At 66.8% G+C, this 15,570-nt stretch carries 15 protein-coding genes; 7 read left to right on the top strand and 8 right to left on the bottom strand.

All coding sequences use genetic code 11. The features are described from left to right. Window positions 1-3 precede the first annotated feature (3 nt). The 7 genes from AC07YS_RS01510 to AC07YS_RS01480 form a co-directional block, all read right to left on the bottom strand. Window positions 4-1,287, bottom strand: a complete 1,284-nt coding sequence (locus AC07YS_RS01510) for a CpaE/TadZ family protein (protein WP_495267096.1) — start codon at window positions 1,285-1,287, stop codon at window positions 4-6. 41 nt (window positions 1,288-1,328) lie between these two features. Beyond that, window positions 1,329-2,702 (bottom strand): type II and III secretion system protein family protein, encoded by a 1,374-nt coding sequence (locus AC07YS_RS01505; RefSeq protein ID WP_493195765.1) that lies wholly within the window; start codon window positions 2,700-2,702, stop codon window positions 1,329-1,331. Between the two features lie 47 nt (window positions 2,703-2,749). Beyond that, entirely contained in the window at window positions 2,750-3,751 is a 1,002-nt protein-coding gene (cpaB, locus tag AC07YS_RS01500) for a Flp pilus assembly protein CpaB (protein WP_493195766.1), read from the bottom strand. Between the two features lie 84 nt (window positions 3,752-3,835). After that, the gene (locus AC07YS_RS01495) at window positions 3,836-4,336 is read right to left on the bottom strand and encodes an A24 family peptidase (protein ID WP_493195767.1); all 501 of its coding nucleotides are present in this window, start codon (window positions 4,334-4,336) and stop codon (window positions 3,836-3,838) included. A 21-nt stretch (window positions 4,337-4,357) separates the two neighbouring features. After that, a complete protein-coding gene (locus AC07YS_RS01490; protein ID WP_493195768.1) occupies window positions 4,358-4,606 on the bottom strand; it encodes a Flp family type IVb pilin in 249 nt (82 codons plus the stop codon). 373 nt (window positions 4,607-4,979) lie between these two features. After that, window positions 4,980-6,476 (bottom strand): L,D-transpeptidase family protein, encoded by a 1,497-nt coding sequence (locus AC07YS_RS01485; protein WP_495267097.1) that lies wholly within the window; start codon window positions 6,474-6,476, stop codon window positions 4,980-4,982. Beyond that, window positions 6,443-7,615, bottom strand: a complete 1,173-nt coding sequence (locus AC07YS_RS01480; protein WP_495267098.1) for a YybH family protein — start codon at window positions 7,613-7,615, stop codon at window positions 6,443-6,445. Before AC07YS_RS01480 ends, AC07YS_RS01485 begins: the two co-directional genes overlap by 34 nt. 205 nt (window positions 7,616-7,820) lie before the next feature. Between AC07YS_RS01480 and AC07YS_RS01475 the strand changes: the two genes are divergently transcribed. Further along, window positions 7,821-8,825 (top strand): Bug family tripartite tricarboxylate transporter substrate binding protein, encoded by a 1,005-nt coding sequence (locus tag AC07YS_RS01475; RefSeq protein ID WP_307696987.1) that lies wholly within the window; start codon window positions 7,821-7,823, stop codon window positions 8,823-8,825. 27 nt (window positions 8,826-8,852) lie between these two features. On the opposite strand, the gene AC07YS_RS01470 is transcribed toward AC07YS_RS01475, so the two are convergent. Next, window positions 8,853-9,650: an IclR family transcriptional regulator domain-containing protein gene (locus tag AC07YS_RS01470; protein ID WP_492697626.1), complete on the bottom strand. Its 798-nt coding sequence runs from the start codon at window positions 9,648-9,650 to the stop codon at window positions 8,853-8,855. Window positions 9,651-9,787: 137 nt separating this feature from the next. On the opposite strand from AC07YS_RS01470, the gene AC07YS_RS01465 reads away from it, so the two are divergent. From AC07YS_RS01465 to AC07YS_RS01440, 6 genes are all read left to right on the top strand, one after another. Next, entirely contained in the window at window positions 9,788-10,489 is a 702-nt protein-coding gene (locus tag AC07YS_RS01465; protein WP_492686569.1) for a 3-oxoacid CoA-transferase subunit A, read from the top strand. Between the two features lie 60 nt (window positions 10,490-10,549). Beyond that, the gene (locus tag AC07YS_RS01460; protein ID WP_495267099.1) at window positions 10,550-11,191 is read left to right on the top strand and encodes a 3-oxoacid CoA-transferase subunit B; all 642 of its coding nucleotides are present in this window, start codon (window positions 10,550-10,552) and stop codon (window positions 11,189-11,191) included. A gap of 30 nt (window positions 11,192-11,221) precedes the next feature. Next, on the top strand, window positions 11,222-12,427 hold the full coding sequence (pcaF, locus tag AC07YS_RS01455; protein ID WP_062482451.1) for a 3-oxoadipyl-CoA thiolase: 1,206 nt from the start codon (window positions 11,222-11,224) through the stop codon (window positions 12,425-12,427). After that, window positions 12,427-13,404: a Bug family tripartite tricarboxylate transporter substrate binding protein gene (locus tag AC07YS_RS01450; protein WP_495267100.1), complete on the top strand. Its 978-nt coding sequence runs from the start codon at window positions 12,427-12,429 to the stop codon at window positions 13,402-13,404. Before pcaF ends, AC07YS_RS01450 begins: the two co-directional genes overlap by 1 nt. A gap of 56 nt (window positions 13,405-13,460) precedes the next feature. Beyond that, on the top strand, window positions 13,461-14,471 hold the full coding sequence (locus tag AC07YS_RS01445) for a Bug family tripartite tricarboxylate transporter substrate binding protein (RefSeq protein ID WP_495267101.1): 1,011 nt from the start codon (window positions 13,461-13,463) through the stop codon (window positions 14,469-14,471). Window positions 14,472-14,822: 351 nt separating this feature from the next. Next, window positions 14,823-15,570: ESPR domain-containing protein (locus AC07YS_RS01440; protein WP_495275702.1), on the top strand; the 748-nt coding region annotated here is incomplete at its 3' end.

Below are 15,570 nucleotides of genomic sequence, written 5' to 3'. Positions count from 1 at the left end.
GGATCAGCCTTCGTTATCTCTCTTCCAGAGCCCCGTGATCTGCGCCATCAGTGCGACCCAGCGTGGGTCCTTGGCAGGCGGTTGACCGGAGACGGACATGTATTCCTGGTGCAGGGTGCGGGCCAGGCCGCCGACGGCCTGCGCATACGGATCGTTGCGGGCGGTGCGCACGAGCATTTCGCCGCGGCAGCCGGCGGCGAGCAGCTGGGTGTTGCGTTCGGGAAGCACATGCTGCAGCGGCAGTTCAAGGCGTTCGGCGATGTCCTTGGCCGACAGGCCGACGCGAGCGTCGAACTTGTTCACGACCAGAGTCATCCGCTCGGTCTCGACGTTGCGAGCGCGCAGCTCCTTCAGCATGTTGGCCGTCGAGACGATGGCGCCGATGCTTTGGTCGCACACCACCCAGGCGTTCTGTGCTTCGCGCACGGTCTGAGCGATGAAGTCGATGGTCGAGAAGCCGCCGAGGTCGGCGATCTGGAAGTCGAAGAAGTCGGCCAGCCGACGGATCAGCGAGACGGAATCGGCGTGCGAGATCTCGCGCACCTGCGCCAGGTTGGTCGGCAGCGGCAGCACGGCGACGCCGCTGGTGTGATGCGCCAGTGCGGTGTGCAACAGGGTCTGGTCGAGGCGCCGCAGATTGCGCACGCCATCGACGAAGCTGAATCCGCTTTGCGTGTTCAGGTACAGCAGACCATCGCGTGCGGGCAGGCCCAGGTCGAGCAGCGCCACACCATGGCGCCCATTGCGGCCGGGCGGACGTGCAGGCGCTTGCCCCAGTTGGTCGTACAGCGTGAGCGCCAAGCTCGTGGCCAGCGTGGTGACGCCCAGGCCGGCACGCGCGCCCAGCAGGGCCAGCGTGCTGCCACGCAGGTCCCCGGGGAGCGAGCGCCGCTTTTCGAGAAGCGCGCGCAGGGTGCCCACGGCTTCATCGGGGGTGGCCGAGAGGTCGATGAAGTCGTCCACACCGGCGCGAAGGGCGGCCAGCATCGCCGCGGGTTGCGACGACACACCGGCGGCCAGCACGGGCAGGGTGGGCCAGTCGCGCTTCAGGCGTTGATGGAGCTCGCTGGCTGCGGTGGCTTGCTCGGGAGAGAAGTCGATGAACACAGCCACGGGGCCGAGCAAGGAAATGCGCTCGTCGATCGTCTTCGTGTCCTGGCTCAGGACGACGACTGAGCCTTCGTGGCTCAGGGCGTCTGTCAGCCAGGTGATGTGGCCGCCGTTGGCTGACGCGAACAGGTAGGTTTCGCTGCCAGTTTCCGGAAGGTTGTCGCGTGGGGCGTTCATGGTGCCGTTCTGCGATGTGCGATTCGTAAGACCGTCATCCATCAGCGGGAGAAGCCCGGCACCGCCGTGTTGGCTGCGCCGCCGAGGAAATGCGAACGCCACACGGGGCCGTCGCGCTGCTCGGCGCCGCCTGGGAGGTAGGGCGTCAGATCGGTGTTGCGGGCAATCGGCTTGACCAGATGCGGGGTGACGAGGATCACCAGTTCCTTCTCGCTCATCTGGTACTTGTTCTGGCGGAAGAAGGTGCCCAGGATCGGCAGGTCGCCAAGAAGCGGGACCTTGTCGACATTCGAGGTGGTAGTGCGGCTGACGAGGCCGCCGATGATGAAGCTTTCTCCGTCTCCCAGTTCTACCGTGGTGTCGGCGCGCCGGGTGCTGATCGCGGGTACGGCGACGCCGCCGATGCTGAGCGAGTTGGTGTAGTCGAGGTCGCTGGCTTCGGGCGCCACCTTGAGCACGATGCGATCGTTGGACAGCACGGTGGGCGTCACAGTGAGGCCGATGCCGAAGGGTTTGTATTCAATGCTCGTGCTACCCAAGCCTTGTGGAGCGGGAACCGGCAGCTCTCCACCGGCCAAGAAGCTGGCACTCTGGCCCGACATTGCCACCAGAGTGGGTTCGGCGAGCACCCGAGCCATGCCATTGCCTTCGAGGAAGCCGACATTCACGCCAATTCCGGCTTTGCCGAAGTTGAACAGCAGGCCGAACGCTTGTGCCAGCGGGTTGCCGAATTCGCCGCTGATGGAGCCATTGGGCGCGAAGGTGGTGCTGCCAAGCGAAGACGGACCGAAAACCCCGAAGCTGAACCCGTTGGAGTTCGCACGTGTGCTGAAGATATTCAGGCCGGCCTGTTTGAGCACACTTCGATTGAACTCAACGACCTTCACTTCAACTTGAACGGTGTTGCTGCGCACGGCCACGACGGAACGATCTATCAGCTCAGTCTTGTCCGCTGCACCGGCCATTGCCGTATCGCGCGCTTGCTGATGCGCGGCGACGCTGTCCAATGTTCCGGTCAGATTGGTTGCCCTGCGTCGTACTTCGATGGCATAGGTGGTCGCCGCGGCATTGCCCTTTTCCCAGATCATGAGAGTGGTGCGACCGGCCGACTTGCCGGTGACGATCAGACGTGCCGCCGGTGCATTCGGCGTCTTGCGCGTGATGGTGACAGCTGCTACAGCCTCATCGGCGATCGCCATTCGTTCGATGCCCTTGTCAATCAGCAACTCCTGTTGAGTGCCGGCGGTGAGGACCACCGGACGCGGAGACACGGTGCGCACGAGCGGCGCATCCGCGGCGCCGGTGGTGAGCGGCCAAGCCGCAGGGGTCAACGCACAGAGCGCGATAAGCGACGAACGCAGCAGCGACGGGGCGCCTGGATGGCTGCTCGACAGTTCGCGTGGCGTATGGAGCATGTGGCTTCTTTCTTGTGTGACGGACGTGACGGCGATGCGCACCGCGATCAGTAGCTGACGGTTTCGCTGCGTTCGCCGCGAATAACTTCGACTTGGAGGCCGCCGCGACCGGTGCCGGTTTGGGGCGAGCGCGGACCGCTGGAGATGGCACGCGCTTCAAGTGGAAAAGCTCTGTTGGCGAAGGCCTTGCCACCTGTGACAAGGTCCACGGCAGTCAGCCCGGCTTGGGCACGGTCGAGTCCGTCCAGCGGGTCGCGGCGAGGTTCCCCCGGGCGAGACGTTGCAGGCTGTAGTGCGGTGGGAAGTGTGGCGAAGAGCTTGGGGTCGGGTTCTGCCATGTCGCTGGGGTTACGCAACGCCAGCATCAGCCGGCCTGTGGCGTCACCGATCGTGAGGCGGTTGACGTCGTCCACGGGAACGGCGAGAACCGCGGTGCGAGCGGCCTCGGTGCGCTGGGCTTGTTGTGCTTGCTGCTTGTCTATCGCCTTTGAGGGAAGGCCATCAACCGAGGCAGAGCCATAGGCGAGGACACGCTTGCGAGAAAGCAGCAGTCGTGCCTGGCTGCGGTCCACATCCCTCCCGTCCGACTTCAAGGTGATGAACACGTCGACGAAGTCTCCGGGTTGAATCCTGTTGCCGACGCCCATGATCTCGTCGGCCTTGATGGCAACCGCTCGCTGGCCCTCCTCCAAACGAAGTGACAGGCCCGAAACCAGTTGGTTCTCCATCACAGGCGTGCCTTCCGAAAGGTCCAGCACCGGAACTCGCCCCGCCGCGGTTGCCACATCCTGGAAAGCACCAACTGGATTAACGGTAAGGCGTTCGACGCGCAGGCCGTCGGCGGGAATGACCTGACCTGCCGGCAACGGTTTGGCTGCGACGACGACTGCATGCGTGACCGTTGGTGGGCTTTGGGTCTGCGTTGCTGCCGGCGCCGGAGTCATGGCGATCTTTGGTGCCGGCTGCCGGCCGAGCATCCAAGCGTAGACCCCCAGCGCGATGGCCAGAAGAACCAAGACGGCTGCGATGATTTTGGTGAGATTGATCATGAGCGGCGAACTGAATGAGAGGGGCAAGCGATCATGGAAAGGAGATGAAGGGCCTGCGAGACGGGCAGAGTTGACTGGTGTTGGCTAACTCTGTCGCTCCCAAACCATCCAGGCCGCAGCGGCCAAGGCGAGATAGGCCGCATAAGGAACGATGCGAAGCCGGCCGGGTGAGCTGCCGGAATCAGAAATACGAGCTGGACCCGCCAGCATCAAGGAAAGTCGCGGGAATAGAGGCCAGCGTGTCAAGACAAGCCAGAGGACGCTGTGGACGCCCGCTAGCAAGCTGGCCACGATCCAAATGGGAATCAGGGCCGGCAACCCTACCCACAACCCTAGAGCTCCAGCGAATTTCACGTCGCCTGCTCCCATAAGTCCGGTTGCATAGAAGAGGAGCAGAAATCCGAAGCCTGATGCTGCGCCCACAAGTGCCGCGGTCCAACTGAGACCAAAAGGTTGTGAGCCCGAAGCGATGGCTGCCAGGGCCAGAGCAGCCCCGGCCAGCACAAGAGCATTCGGGACGCGGCGCTTTCGAAAGTCATAGACAGTAACGAAGAGCAGCCACAGCAGACAGGCCTGTATGAACACCAGTCGCTTTTCTGGGGGGTATTAGCTGCCAGAACCTCCGCCGCTCGGTGCTGGTGCAGCCGGCAGCGCATTGGTGATATTCGTAAAGACACGAGCCAGTCGTGGGCCCAAGCCATCTGCGGTGGTCAGAACAGTCACGATCGCAATAGAAATCAGCCCCGCAATAATTCCATATTCAATTGCGGTAGCACCCTCTTCATCGCGCAGAAAACGAGTAATAGAACTAAGCATGGTGATCTCCTGAAAGGAAGTGTTAACAAAGGCTGGCACGGTGGATGTTATACAGCGTAACTCCGTGTATCAACAGGAGAAACACACCGGATCGAGTCCCGGATGTGCTACTCGGAGGGGTAAAGCAGGAAGGCGGCCAGCCTCGTTCGGCCCCCACAACGGGGCAGAAAAGGTCACTTATTCACAGTCTGGAGATGTTCGTTTCCCTCTGTAAACCGCATGCAGCCTTGCATGGACGAGGGGAACACGTTACGGGCGTGGGAACGTCCGGACGTTGAGCGTTACGGGAACATGCCCGTTACGTGTTACGTAGCGTGGTACCTAGGAGTGCAATTTGTAACACTCGACAAGGCGGCTCCGTTTGGGCAATAAATCACACTTTTGGGGCCGAGACCCCTTCGGTGATGTGGGCTCAGCCGAGGATTTCTTCGTGGAAGAGCTTCCACTCGCCGCCCTGGCGCAGCCAGTACTGGCGGCGGGTGCGGCCGTTCTTCTCGCCCTCGAACACCTCGCCGAAGGTGGCGACCATGGTGTCCTCGGTGTCGCGCCAGTGCAGGTACGACGTGTCCTTGATTTGCACTCGTTTACCTTGTGCGTAGGTCAATTCGTCGCGGAGTACCGCATCGGCATCGACGGGCTTGCGGCTGGCGCGCTGGAAATCCGGCAAATAGAATTTTTTCAATTGCGCTTCATTGCCGCTGGCGCGCGCGTCTTTCCAGGCGGCAATTGAATCGGCGAATTTCTTTGTTTCTTTTTCGGCCTGCGGCTGCGAAATCCATTGCAGGCTGCGTGCGGTGACGACGGGGGTGGCGCCGATCTGGACCTTGCGCAGCAGCTGCTTGAGGTCGGGGTTGGCCATGACGACGCAGCCGTCGCTGGCCAGCGGCGCCCGTGCGAACTGCTGGGGCGGGGTGCCATGCAGCCAGATGCCGCTGCCGGTCTTGCCGCGCCGCACGTCGTACGGGTTGGGGTAGTTGATGGGCAGGGCGCCGGCGCCGTAGAAGTCTTTCAGCGAGCGCGGGTCGAGGCTGCTGGTGATGTAGTACACGCCCAGCGGGGTGCGCGCGTCGCCTTCGACGGCCTTGTCGGTGCCCGACTTGCCGACGGAGATGTAGTAGTCGGCAACGAGCTTCAGGCCCTTGTCGGAGTTCTCGAACAGGTACAGCCGCGAGCGCGAGGCGTCGACGGCAATGGCGAAGCGGCTGCGGGTCGAGAGGGTGAGGAACTGCGAGGGCACGGTGCCGGCGGGCGGGCGTTCGCGCAGGGCCTGCAGGCGGCGGCGCGATTCCTCGTGCAGCTCGACCATGGCCGGGTTGCCGCGCAGGCGCGCGATGCCGGCGGTGTCGGGCATGGCGTTCGACGGCGGCACCTGCGCTGCGAGCAAGTCGCCGTACACGAGCTGCGCGAGTTGGAAGTTCGGGTGGTCGCGCACGAGGGTCTGGGCCTTGGCCAGCGCCTCGCGGGTCTTGCCGCGACCGAACAGTTCGTAGACGCCGATCAGGCGGGCCTCGGCGCCGCTGGCTTCCTGCAGCGGCGCGGCGGTTCTGGCGGTCTTGCGGGCCGGGCGCGTGGCGCCGGCGTTGTCTGCCGCGACGGCGGACCGCTTGCCCTTGGCTTGCAGCTGCGTCTTGCTGGCCTTGCCGCCCCTGGCTTCTTTGGCGGACGCACGGCTGCCGCCCGCCTTGGCGGCCTTGGTGCCGCTGGTCTTGGCGGTGGCCGACTTGCTGCTGGAACTGTTGCTGTTGTTGGCTGCGAGCGCGGCGCCGGGCGTGGCCAGCAGGAGCGCAGAAGCGGCCATCAAGGCCGCGAGCAACTTCCCGCTCCGCAGCGGGAACGGGAGGGTCTGAAGCCGGCCGCGCCGGACGATGTCTGCCACTAGCCGCCGACGCTTTCCTTGCGAATGTGCCACTGGTTGCCGGAGCGTTGCAGCTCGAGCGTCTTACGGCTCGCGATGTTGAGGTTGTCGGCGCGGTAGATCTGGCGGAACTTGGCGGTGGCGGTCTGTCCGTCGACCTTGATCGCGAGGTTCTCGAGGTTCACGCTGATGCTGGACTTGCCGACGATGCGCGCGCGGCGGTCTTCTTCCCAGGCCTTGCGGCTCTGGCCGCCGGCGGGCACGAAGTCGCTGCCGTAGGCGGCGAGGTAGCGGTCCATGTCCTGGCTGGCCCAGGCCGAGGCCCAGCCGCGCACGACGGATTCGATCTCGGCGTTGGAAGCCGGGGCTGCAGCAGGCGCTGGTGCCGGTGCCGGTTCAGGCGTCTTGGCGACCGGCGCGGGCGCTGCGGCCACCTTGACGGGCGGCGCAACAGGCGCGGCGGCAGGTGCCGGCGCCGGCGCAGGCGGTGCCTTGGCGACGGGAGCAGGAGCGGGCACGGGTGCCGGAGCGGGTGCCTTGGCAACCGGTGCGGGCGCAGGCGCCGGGGCGGGCTTTGCAGCCGGTGCCGGTGCGGGCGTCGTCGTGGCCGAGGCCACGAGGGTCGAGCCCTTGGAGCCGGCCGCCGGCGGGGCGGTGAAGAGCGTACGGATCACGGCCAGCTTGGGCTGCACCGCGGTGTTGTTCTGGTCGAGCTGCAGCGCCTTGCTGTAGGCCTGGCTGGCCAGCCGCGCGTACACGTCGCCGAGGTTTTCCTGGGCGGTGGCGTAGCTGGGGTTGGTGCGAATGGCGCTTTCGAGGGCGTTGCGGGCCTTGTCGAACTGGTTCTGGCTCGCGTAAATGACGGCGAGGTTGTTGAACGGTTCGGGCAGCTCGGGCGCGTCTTGCGTGAGCTGGGTGAAGGCGGCGATGGCCTCGGTGCGCTTGCCGGTGTCGAGCTGGATCACGCCCTTCAGGAAACGCATCTGCGGATCGCGCGGCTTGTCCTTGAGGAAGGCCTCGGCCTTGGTCATGGCCTCGTCGAGCTTGCCGGACTGCATCAGGCGGTCGACCTCTTCGTGCTCGGTCGCGGCCAGCGCGGGAAGCGCGGCGCCGCAGGCCGCAACGGCCAGGAACAGGGCGCGCACGGTGGGGGAGAAGCTGAAGCGGGCGCGAGGCCGGGGGCTCTTGGGCATTGCGGACAAGACCTCGTGGTAGGGGAAGGGGAATGCGGCAGGCATTGTAAATGCGCCCGTCACCTCTGGATACCAAGCTGACGGAGCCCTGCGATGGCCCTATTCACAGTTGTGCCGAACTTGTGCGCTGCAGCATCATCATGTAACGTCTCGTAAGCAAAATGCACGTGTTTACCCTGATTTTTCCAACCCTCCGGAGTCCGTTTTGAAGATCACCAAACGCCGCCTGCTCGAAGGCGGCGCTGCAGCCATTGCCACCTCGCTGTTCACGCCGGCCTCGTGGGCCCAGCGCGCAGCAGGCGGCGATGCCGCCTGGCCAACCAAGCCCGTGCGCATCCTCGTGGGCTTTCCGGCCGGTGCCTCGCCCGACCTGGCGGCGCGCGCCATCGCGGAGCCGCTCTCGAAGCTCCTGCGCCAGCCGGTGACGGTGGAGAACAAGCCCGGCGCCAGCGGCAACCTCGTGGCCGCCGAAGTGGCCAAGGCCACGGACGACCACACGATCGGCGCGCTGATCAACGGCAACCTCACGATCGCCAAGCTGCTGAACCCGTCGCTCGACTTCGACCCCGAGAAAGACTTCGCACCCGTCGGCCTGATCGGCACCGCGCCGCTGGTGCTGGTGGTGTCGGGCAGCGCCACGGGCAAGTCTGCAGCCGACCTGCTGCTGTGGGTGCGCAACCTGGGCAGCGCCGGCAAGTACGGCACGCCGGGCGTGGGCACCGTGGGCCACCTGGGCATGGAACTGCTCAAGAGCCGCGCGGCCATCACCGCGCAGCACAAGCCCTACACCGGCAACCCGCAGGTGATCGCCGGCATCCTCGCGGGCGAGATCCAGCTGGCGCTGCTGCCGCCCGGCCTGGCGATGCCGCACGTGAAGTCGGGCAAGCTCAAGGCCATCGGCGTGACCTCGCCCGAGCGCAGCCCGTTGGTCAACGAGCTGCCGACGATCCGCGACGCCGACGTGCGCGGCGCCGACCTCGAGATCTGGACCGCGCTCGCCGCGCCCGCGAGCATGAAGCCGGCCGCCGTGGCCAAGCTGAACGCCGCGCTGGTCGAGGTGATCAGTTCGCCCGAGGTGAGCGGCGAACTGCTCAAGACCGGCTGGCAGGCGCAGCCCGGTTCGCCCGACACGCTGGCCAAGCGGATGCGCGCCGACACCACGCGGCTGGGCGGCGTGATCCTCATGAAGGGCATTCGCTCAGAGGCCTGAGCCAGTGCCAGCGCGATCGCGCTGCGGCTACAGCAGCGCCGACACCTGCCGTGCCGCATCGATCAGCGCCGGCAGCATCGTCTCCTGCATCACCTTCGCGCTCGTGCGGTTCGCCTGCCCGCTGATGTTCAGCGCGGCCACCATGCGGCCCTGGCGGTTCACGATGGGCGCGGCCACGGAGATCAGGCCTTCTTCCAGTTCCTGGTTCACCAGGCACCACTGCTGCTTGCGCGCCTGGGCCACCTTGGCCATGAGCGCGTCGATGTCGGTCACGGTGTGCTTGGTCAGTGCCTCGAGGTTCGAGGCCTCGAGCCGCGCGCGCACCTCGTCGTCGTCCAGGTCGGCCAGCAGCAGGCGGCCCAGCGACGTGCAGTACGCCGGCAGCCGCGAGCCCACGCCCAGGCTGATGCGCATGATCTTCTGCGTCGGCACGCGCAGCACATAGACGATGTCGGTCGCGTCGAGCACGGCGGCCGAGCACGACTCCTGCACCTGCTGCACCAGCGCCTCCATCACGGGCTCGGCGCGGTTCCAGATCGGCATCGACGACAGGTAGGCAAAGCCCAGGTCGAGGATGCGCGGCGTGAGCGTGAAGAGCTTGCCGTCGGTCACCACGTAGCCCAGCGTCTGCAGCGTGAGAAGAATGCGCCGCGCCCCCGCACGCGTGAGGCCGCTGCCGGCCGCCACTTCGCTCAGGGTCTGGTGCGGTGCGCTCGCGCTGAACGAACGGATCACCTGCAGGCCGCGCGCAAAAGACTGCACGTAGCTGTCGCCGGGGGCGGGCGTGTCGGTGGCGGAACTGGCGGAAACGGGGTGGGTTGCCATGGCGAGCGATCCTCTTTAAAATTCATTATACGAACAAAAGTTCTTTAGACGAACAAATTGCGGTTTGCGAGGGTTCGTGAATTCGGCAGGGTGTTCGCACCGTTCGGTTTCTTCCTTCACTCCCGGAGACAGGCTTCATGATCAACAAGATCGCGCGCTCGGTCGCCGATGCCCTGGCAGGCATCCAAGACGGCGCCACGGTGCTCATCGGCGGTTTCGGCACCGCCGGCATTCCAGGCGAACTCATCGACGGCCTCGTCGAGCAGGGCGCCAAGGACCTCACGGTCGTCAACAACAACGCAGGCAACGGAGAGACGGGCCTGGCGGCTCTGCTCAAGGCCGGCCGCGTGCGCAAGATCATCTGCAGCTTTCCGCGCCAAGCCGACAGCCAGGTGTTCGACGGCCTGTACCGCAGCGGCAAGATCGAACTCGAGCTCGTGCCCCAGGGCAACCTCGCCGAACGCATCCGCGCGGCGGGTGCCGGCATCGGCGCCTTCTACTGCCCCACGGGCTACGGCACGCAACTGGCCGGCAACCGCGAAACGCGCGAGATCGACGGCGTGCAGTACGTGCTCGAGTACCCCATCCACGGCGACGTGGCGCTCATCAAGGCCGAGCGCGGCGACCGCTGGGGCAACCTGGTCTACCGCAAGGCCGCGCGCAACTTCGGCCCGGTGATGGCCATGGCCGCGAAGAAGACCATCGCCACCGTGCACGACATCGCCGAGCTCGGCACCCTCGACCCCGAGACCATCGTGACCCCGGGCATCTTCGTGCACCAGGTGGTGCGCATCGAACGTGTCGCCACGCAAGCCGGTGGCTTCAAGAAGGCAGCTTGAGCTGCCGGGCCGCCCCAAAGCGAAAACCGTAGCGCGAAAGCGCGGAGGAACTTAATTCTCATGGCATACACCCGTCGCACCAAAGACCAGTTGGCAGCCCGCGTCGCACAAGACATCTTCGACGGCGCCGTCGTCAACCTCGGCATCGGCCAGCCCACGCTGGTGGCCAACCACCTGCCGCAGGGCCGCGAGGTCATCCTGCAAAGCGAGAACGGCATCCTCGGCATGGGCCCCGCGCCCGAGGCCGGCGAAGAAGACTACGACCTCATCAACGCCGGCAAGCAGCCCGTCACGCTGCTGCCGGGCGGCTCGTTCTTCCACCACTCGGACAGCTTCGCGATGATGCGCGGCGGCCACCTCGACATCTGCGTGCTCGGCGCGTTCCAGGTGTCGGCCACCGGCGACCTGGCCAACTGGCACACGGGCGAGAAAGACGCCATTCCCGCGGTCGGCGGCGCGATGGACCTGGCCATCGGCGCCAAGCAGACGTGGGTCATGATGGATCTGCTCACCAAGCAGGGCGCGAGCAAGCTGGTGCAGCAGTGCACCTATCCGCTCACCGGCATCGGCTGCGTCAAGCGCGTGTACTCCGACCTCGCCACGCTCGAATGCACGCCGCAGGGCCTGAAGCTCGTCGACGCCGTCGAGGGCCTGAGCCGCGAAGAACTCGAAACGCTGGTCGGCCTTCCGATCGCCGCCTGATCCGTTCAACCCATTCAAGAGACACACCACATGACCACCCAAGCCTTCATCTGCGACGCCGTGCGCACTCCCTTCGGCCGCTACGGCGGTTCGCTCAGCAGCGTGCGCACCGACGACCTCGGCGCCGTGCCGCTGCGCGCACTGATCGAGCGCAACAAGAACGTCGACTGGCAGGCCGTGAGCGACGTGCTCTACGGCTGCGCCAACCAGGCCGGCGAAGACAACCGCAACGTCGCCCGCATGTCGGCGCTGCTCGCGGGCCTGCCGATCGAAGTGGGCGGCGGCACCATCAACCGCCTGTGCGGTTCGGGCCTCGATGCCCTGGGCACCGCCGCGCGCGCCATCCGCGCCGGTGAAGCCGGCCTCATGATCGCCGGCGGCGTCGAAAGCATGAGCCGCGCGCCCTTCGTCATGCCCAAGGCCGAGAGCGCCTTCAGCCGCAACAACGCGGTGTATGACACCACCATCGGCTGGCGCTTCGTCAACAAGCTCATGAAGGCGCAGTACGGCGTCGACTCGATGCCCGAGACGGCCGAGAACGTGGCCACCGACTACAAGATCGAGCGCGAGGCGCAAGACCTGATGGCGCTCAACTCGCAGCTGCGCGCCGTGGCCTCGCAGAAGTCCGGCTTCTTCGACGCCGAGATCGTGCCCGTGAGCGTGCCGCAGAAGAAGGGCGACGCCCTCATCGTCAACAAGGACGAGCATCCGCGTGACACCACGCTGGAGGCGCTGGCCAAGCTCAAGCCCATCGTGCGTCCCGACGGCACCGTCACCGCCGGCAATGCCAGCGGCGTGAACGACGGCGCCTGCGCGCTGCTGTTGGCCGACGAAGCCAGCGCCGCCAAGCACGGCCTCACGCCGCGCGCCCGCGTGGTCGGCATGGCCACGGCCGGCGTTGCGCCGCGCATCATGGGCATCGGCCCGGCGCCCGCCACGCAGAAGGTGCTGGCGCTCACCGGCCTCACGCTCGACCAGATCGACGTCATCGAACTCAACGAAGCCTTCGCCGCACAAGGCCTCGCCGTGCTGCGCCTCTTGGGCCTGAAGGACGACGACGCCCGCGTGAACATCAACGGCGGCGCCATCGCGCTGGGCCACCCGCTCGGCGCCAGCGGCGCACGCTTGGCCACCACCGCGGTGAACCAGCTGCACAAGGGCGGCGGCCGCTACGCGCTGTGCACGATGTGCATTGGCGTGGGGCAGGGCATTGCCGTGATCCTGGAACGCGTCTGATGGCGCTCGCCCGACGCGAGCTGCTGCTGGGCCTGCTGGCCGCAGCGGGCCTGCCTGCGCATGCGCAGCAGAGCGATGCCAAGCCGATCCGCATCGTCGTGCCCTTCGCGGCCGGTGGCGGCAACGACGTGTTCGCGCGCCAGATGGCCAAGGGCCTGGGCGAAGTGCGCAAGTCGGGCGTCATCGTCGACAACAAGCCCGGCGCGGGCGGCAACCTCGGCACCGAGCAGGTGGTGCGCAGCACGCCCGACGGCAGCACGCTGCTGCTGGGCCACACGGGCACCGTGTCGATCAACCCGGCGCTGTACAAGGGCCTGAAGTTCGACGCCCGCAAGGACCTCGTGCCCGTGGCCATGTTCGCCTCGTCCGCGCTCGTGCTCGTGGTGCCCACAGCCTCGAAGGTGCGCAGCGTGGCCGACCTCGTCAAGGAGGCCAAGGTGCGTCCGGGCCTGCTCGACTACGCGTCGAGCGGCAGCGGCACAGGCGGCCATCTCACGGGCGAGCTCTTCGCGCAGCGCACCGGCACGAAGATCAATCACATTCCCTACAAGGGCACCAACCCCGCGCTCACCGACCTCGCGGGCGGTCAGGTGCAGATGATGTTCAGCGTCATCCCGCCCGCGCTTGCGCTGGTCAAGGGCGGGCGCCTGCGCGCCATTGCCGTCACGGGTGCGAAGCGCCTGCCGTCGCTGCCCGACGTGCCCACCGTGGCCGAGTCGGGCCTGCGCGAACTCGCGGGCTTCGAGAGCACGCTCACCTACGGCATCCTCGCGCCGCGCGGCACGCCCGATGCGTTCGTGAAGACGCTGTCGGCGCAGATGCTGCAGGTGGCGGGCGGCGCCGAGTTCCAGTCGCGCCTGGACGTGGAAGGCGCCGTGCCGCTGCTCGGCGGGCCGGCCGCGTACGCCGCGCTCATCGCGAAGGAAAGCGCGCTGTGGGCCGGCATCGTCAAGGCCTCGGGCGCGTCGGTCGACTGAGCGGCGACGCACCGCTTCCCACCCATCAACGATTCATCAAACCGGAGACTTCCCTCATGTCCTTCTTCCGTTCGTCGCTTTCGCGCCGCGCCATCGCAGCGGCTGTGCTGGCCCTGACCGCCGGCGGCCTGCTGCCGCTGACCGCCTCGGCACAGCAGCCTGCGGCCTTCCCGACCAAGCCCGTGCGCATCATCACGCCGTTCCCGGTCGGTGGTGGCCCGGACGGCGTGGCCCGCCTCGTGGCCGACAAGCTCTCGCGCGCCTGGGGCCAGCCGGTGGTGGTCGAGAACCGTCCGGGCGGCAACGGCTTCATCGCCATCGACGCCTTCAAGCGCGGTGCGAAAGACGGCCACGACATCATCGTGCTCGACAACGTGCACCTGGCCGCGTACCCGGCGCTGTTCAAGAAGCTGCCCTACGACGCATCGAAGGACTTCGACGCGCTGCTGCCGCTGTTCAAGACCTACTTCTTCTTCACCGTCGCGACCAACAGCAAGTACAAGACCGTGGGCGACCTGATCGCCGACGCCAAGGCCAACCCCGGCAAGCTCGACTACGGCTCGTGGTCGGTCGGCAACCCGGTGCACCTGGGCTCGGAGCTGTTCGAGTCGGCCACCGGTACGCAGATGGAGCACGTGATCTACAAGGAGACCACGCAGCTGTACACCTCGGTCGCCACCGGCGAGCTGGCCTTTGCACTGGGCAGCAGCGCCACCGCCGGCCCGCTGCAGCGCGCCAACAAGCTGCGCTTCCTGGCCGTGGCCGCACCTCAGCGCAACGCCGCCTTCCCCGACGTGCCGACCGTGGGCGAATCGGGCGGCCCGAAGGGCTTCGAGGTCATCGGTTGGAACGCCATCGCCGTGCCGAAGGGCCTGCCGGCTTCGGTGACCGACAAGATCAAGCGCGACATCGAGAAGGGCCTGGCCGAACCCGACGTGCTGGAGAAGTTCAAGAGCTTCGGCTACGAGCCGTTCCCCACCACGCGCCCGCAGTTCGACCAGTTCGTGGCGACCGAAACGAAGCGTTTCACCGACGTGATCCGCAAGGCGAACGTGTCGTTGGACTGACAGCGCGCGCCCAGGGCGCATCCGCAACGAACAAGGCACCCGCGAGGGTGCCTTTTCTTTTGGGCGCTGCATCAAGGGCGAGAGATTGTGCTGTCCAAAAGTCACATGTTACGTATAGATACGCGACAGGGTAGACCGTCTACCGAAGGGCCTGACAGAGGCGGAGTGGCCCCGCATGGGGCCGGTCGCTCCCGTTTCAGGGTAGCCCCTTGCAGGGATACGCGTAACTGGCACGCGTTCTTACATTTTTGACTTGCACATCCGAAATCGTCGCCGTGGGGAGGAGCAAGCCATTGCTGCTGCACACGGAGGTCCACCTGCTCAGTCAGTGAACGAAGAGGGAGTTGAGTCATGAACAAGATCTTCCGAACCCTGTGGAGTCCCACCGCCGGCACCTGGGTGGCCGCGCCGGAAATCGCGCGCGGCCACGCGCGATCGTGCAGTGGGGGCGGCGTGCGCGCGGTGGCGGCAGCGGCGGCAACGGCGGCCCTGTGGGTCTGCGTCGTGCCGGTGCTCGCGGCCGGCGGCGCGGGCGGCCAGCCGGTCGGTGACGCGTCGCTGAACGCGGGCACGGGCGGCAGCGACGGCACGGGCGGGAGCGGCGGGCTCAATGACACCACGGTCAATGCCTTCGGCGGCGCGGGCGGATCGTCCACGCCGGGCGGCGTCACGGCGGGGGCCAGCGCCAGCATCGGCGGCTTCGGTGGTGCCACGCCGGGCACCGGCGGCGCGGCCGGCGCGGCCAGCACGCCCACCGGCCCCGGGGCGTTCCAGGGCGACGCCGGCGGCGCGGGCCAGGCGCAGACCGGTGACTCGGCCAACGGGAACGGCTATGGCGGGGGTGGCGGCGGTGGCTTCCAGGGCATGTCGATCGCCAACAACGTGGCCAATTCGTCCGACAGCTACACCGGCGGCATCGGTGGCGCGGGCGGCAACGGGTACTGGGCAGCGGGCGGCGGTGGTGCAGGCGGCTACGGTTCGATCCTCAGCGGCCCGCTCGGCAGCTACACGGCCACGGGATCTTCCACGGGCGGCGCCGGCGGCAAGGGCGGCGACGCCTTCTCGCAGGGCGGTGGCGGCGGCCCCGTGGAAGATCCCG

Source organism: Variovorax sp. GW458-11-26-14-LB1, assembly GCF_059423965.1.
Note: the sequence above shows the minus strand (reverse complement) of the source record. Positions and strands in the feature narration are given on the sequence as shown.

Bases quoted from the DNA above. Each gene is read 5' to 3' on its own strand.
- AC07YS_RS01510 (WP_495267096.1), bottom strand. From the start codon at position 1,287: ATGAACGCCCCACGCGACAACCTTCCGGAAACTGGCAGCGAAACCTAC.
- AC07YS_RS01505 (WP_493195765.1), bottom strand. From the start codon at position 2,702: ATGCTCCATACGCCACGCGAACTGTCGAGCAGCCATCCAGGCGCCCCG.
- cpaB (WP_493195766.1), bottom strand. From the start codon at position 3,751: ATGATCAATCTCACCAAAATCATCGCAGCCGTCTTGGTTCTTCTGGCC.
- AC07YS_RS01480 (WP_495267098.1), bottom strand. From the start codon at position 7,615: ATGCCCAAGAGCCCCCGGCCTCGCGCCCGCTTCAGCTTCTCCCCCACC.
- AC07YS_RS01470 (WP_492697626.1), bottom strand. From the start codon at position 9,650: ATGGCAACCCACCCCGTTTCCGCCAGTTCCGCCACCGACACGCCCGCC.
- AC07YS_RS01465 (WP_492686569.1), top strand. From the start codon at position 9,788: ATGATCAACAAGATCGCGCGCTCGGTCGCCGATGCCCTGGCAGGCATC.
- AC07YS_RS01460 (WP_495267099.1), top strand. From the start codon at position 10,550: ATGGCATACACCCGTCGCACCAAAGACCAGTTGGCAGCCCGCGTCGCA.
- pcaF (WP_062482451.1), top strand. From the start codon at position 11,222: ATGACCACCCAAGCCTTCATCTGCGACGCCGTGCGCACTCCCTTCGGC.
- AC07YS_RS01450 (WP_495267100.1), top strand. From the start codon at position 12,427: ATGGCGCTCGCCCGACGCGAGCTGCTGCTGGGCCTGCTGGCCGCAGCG.
- AC07YS_RS01445 (WP_495267101.1), top strand. From the start codon at position 13,461: ATGTCCTTCTTCCGTTCGTCGCTTTCGCGCCGCGCCATCGCAGCGGCT.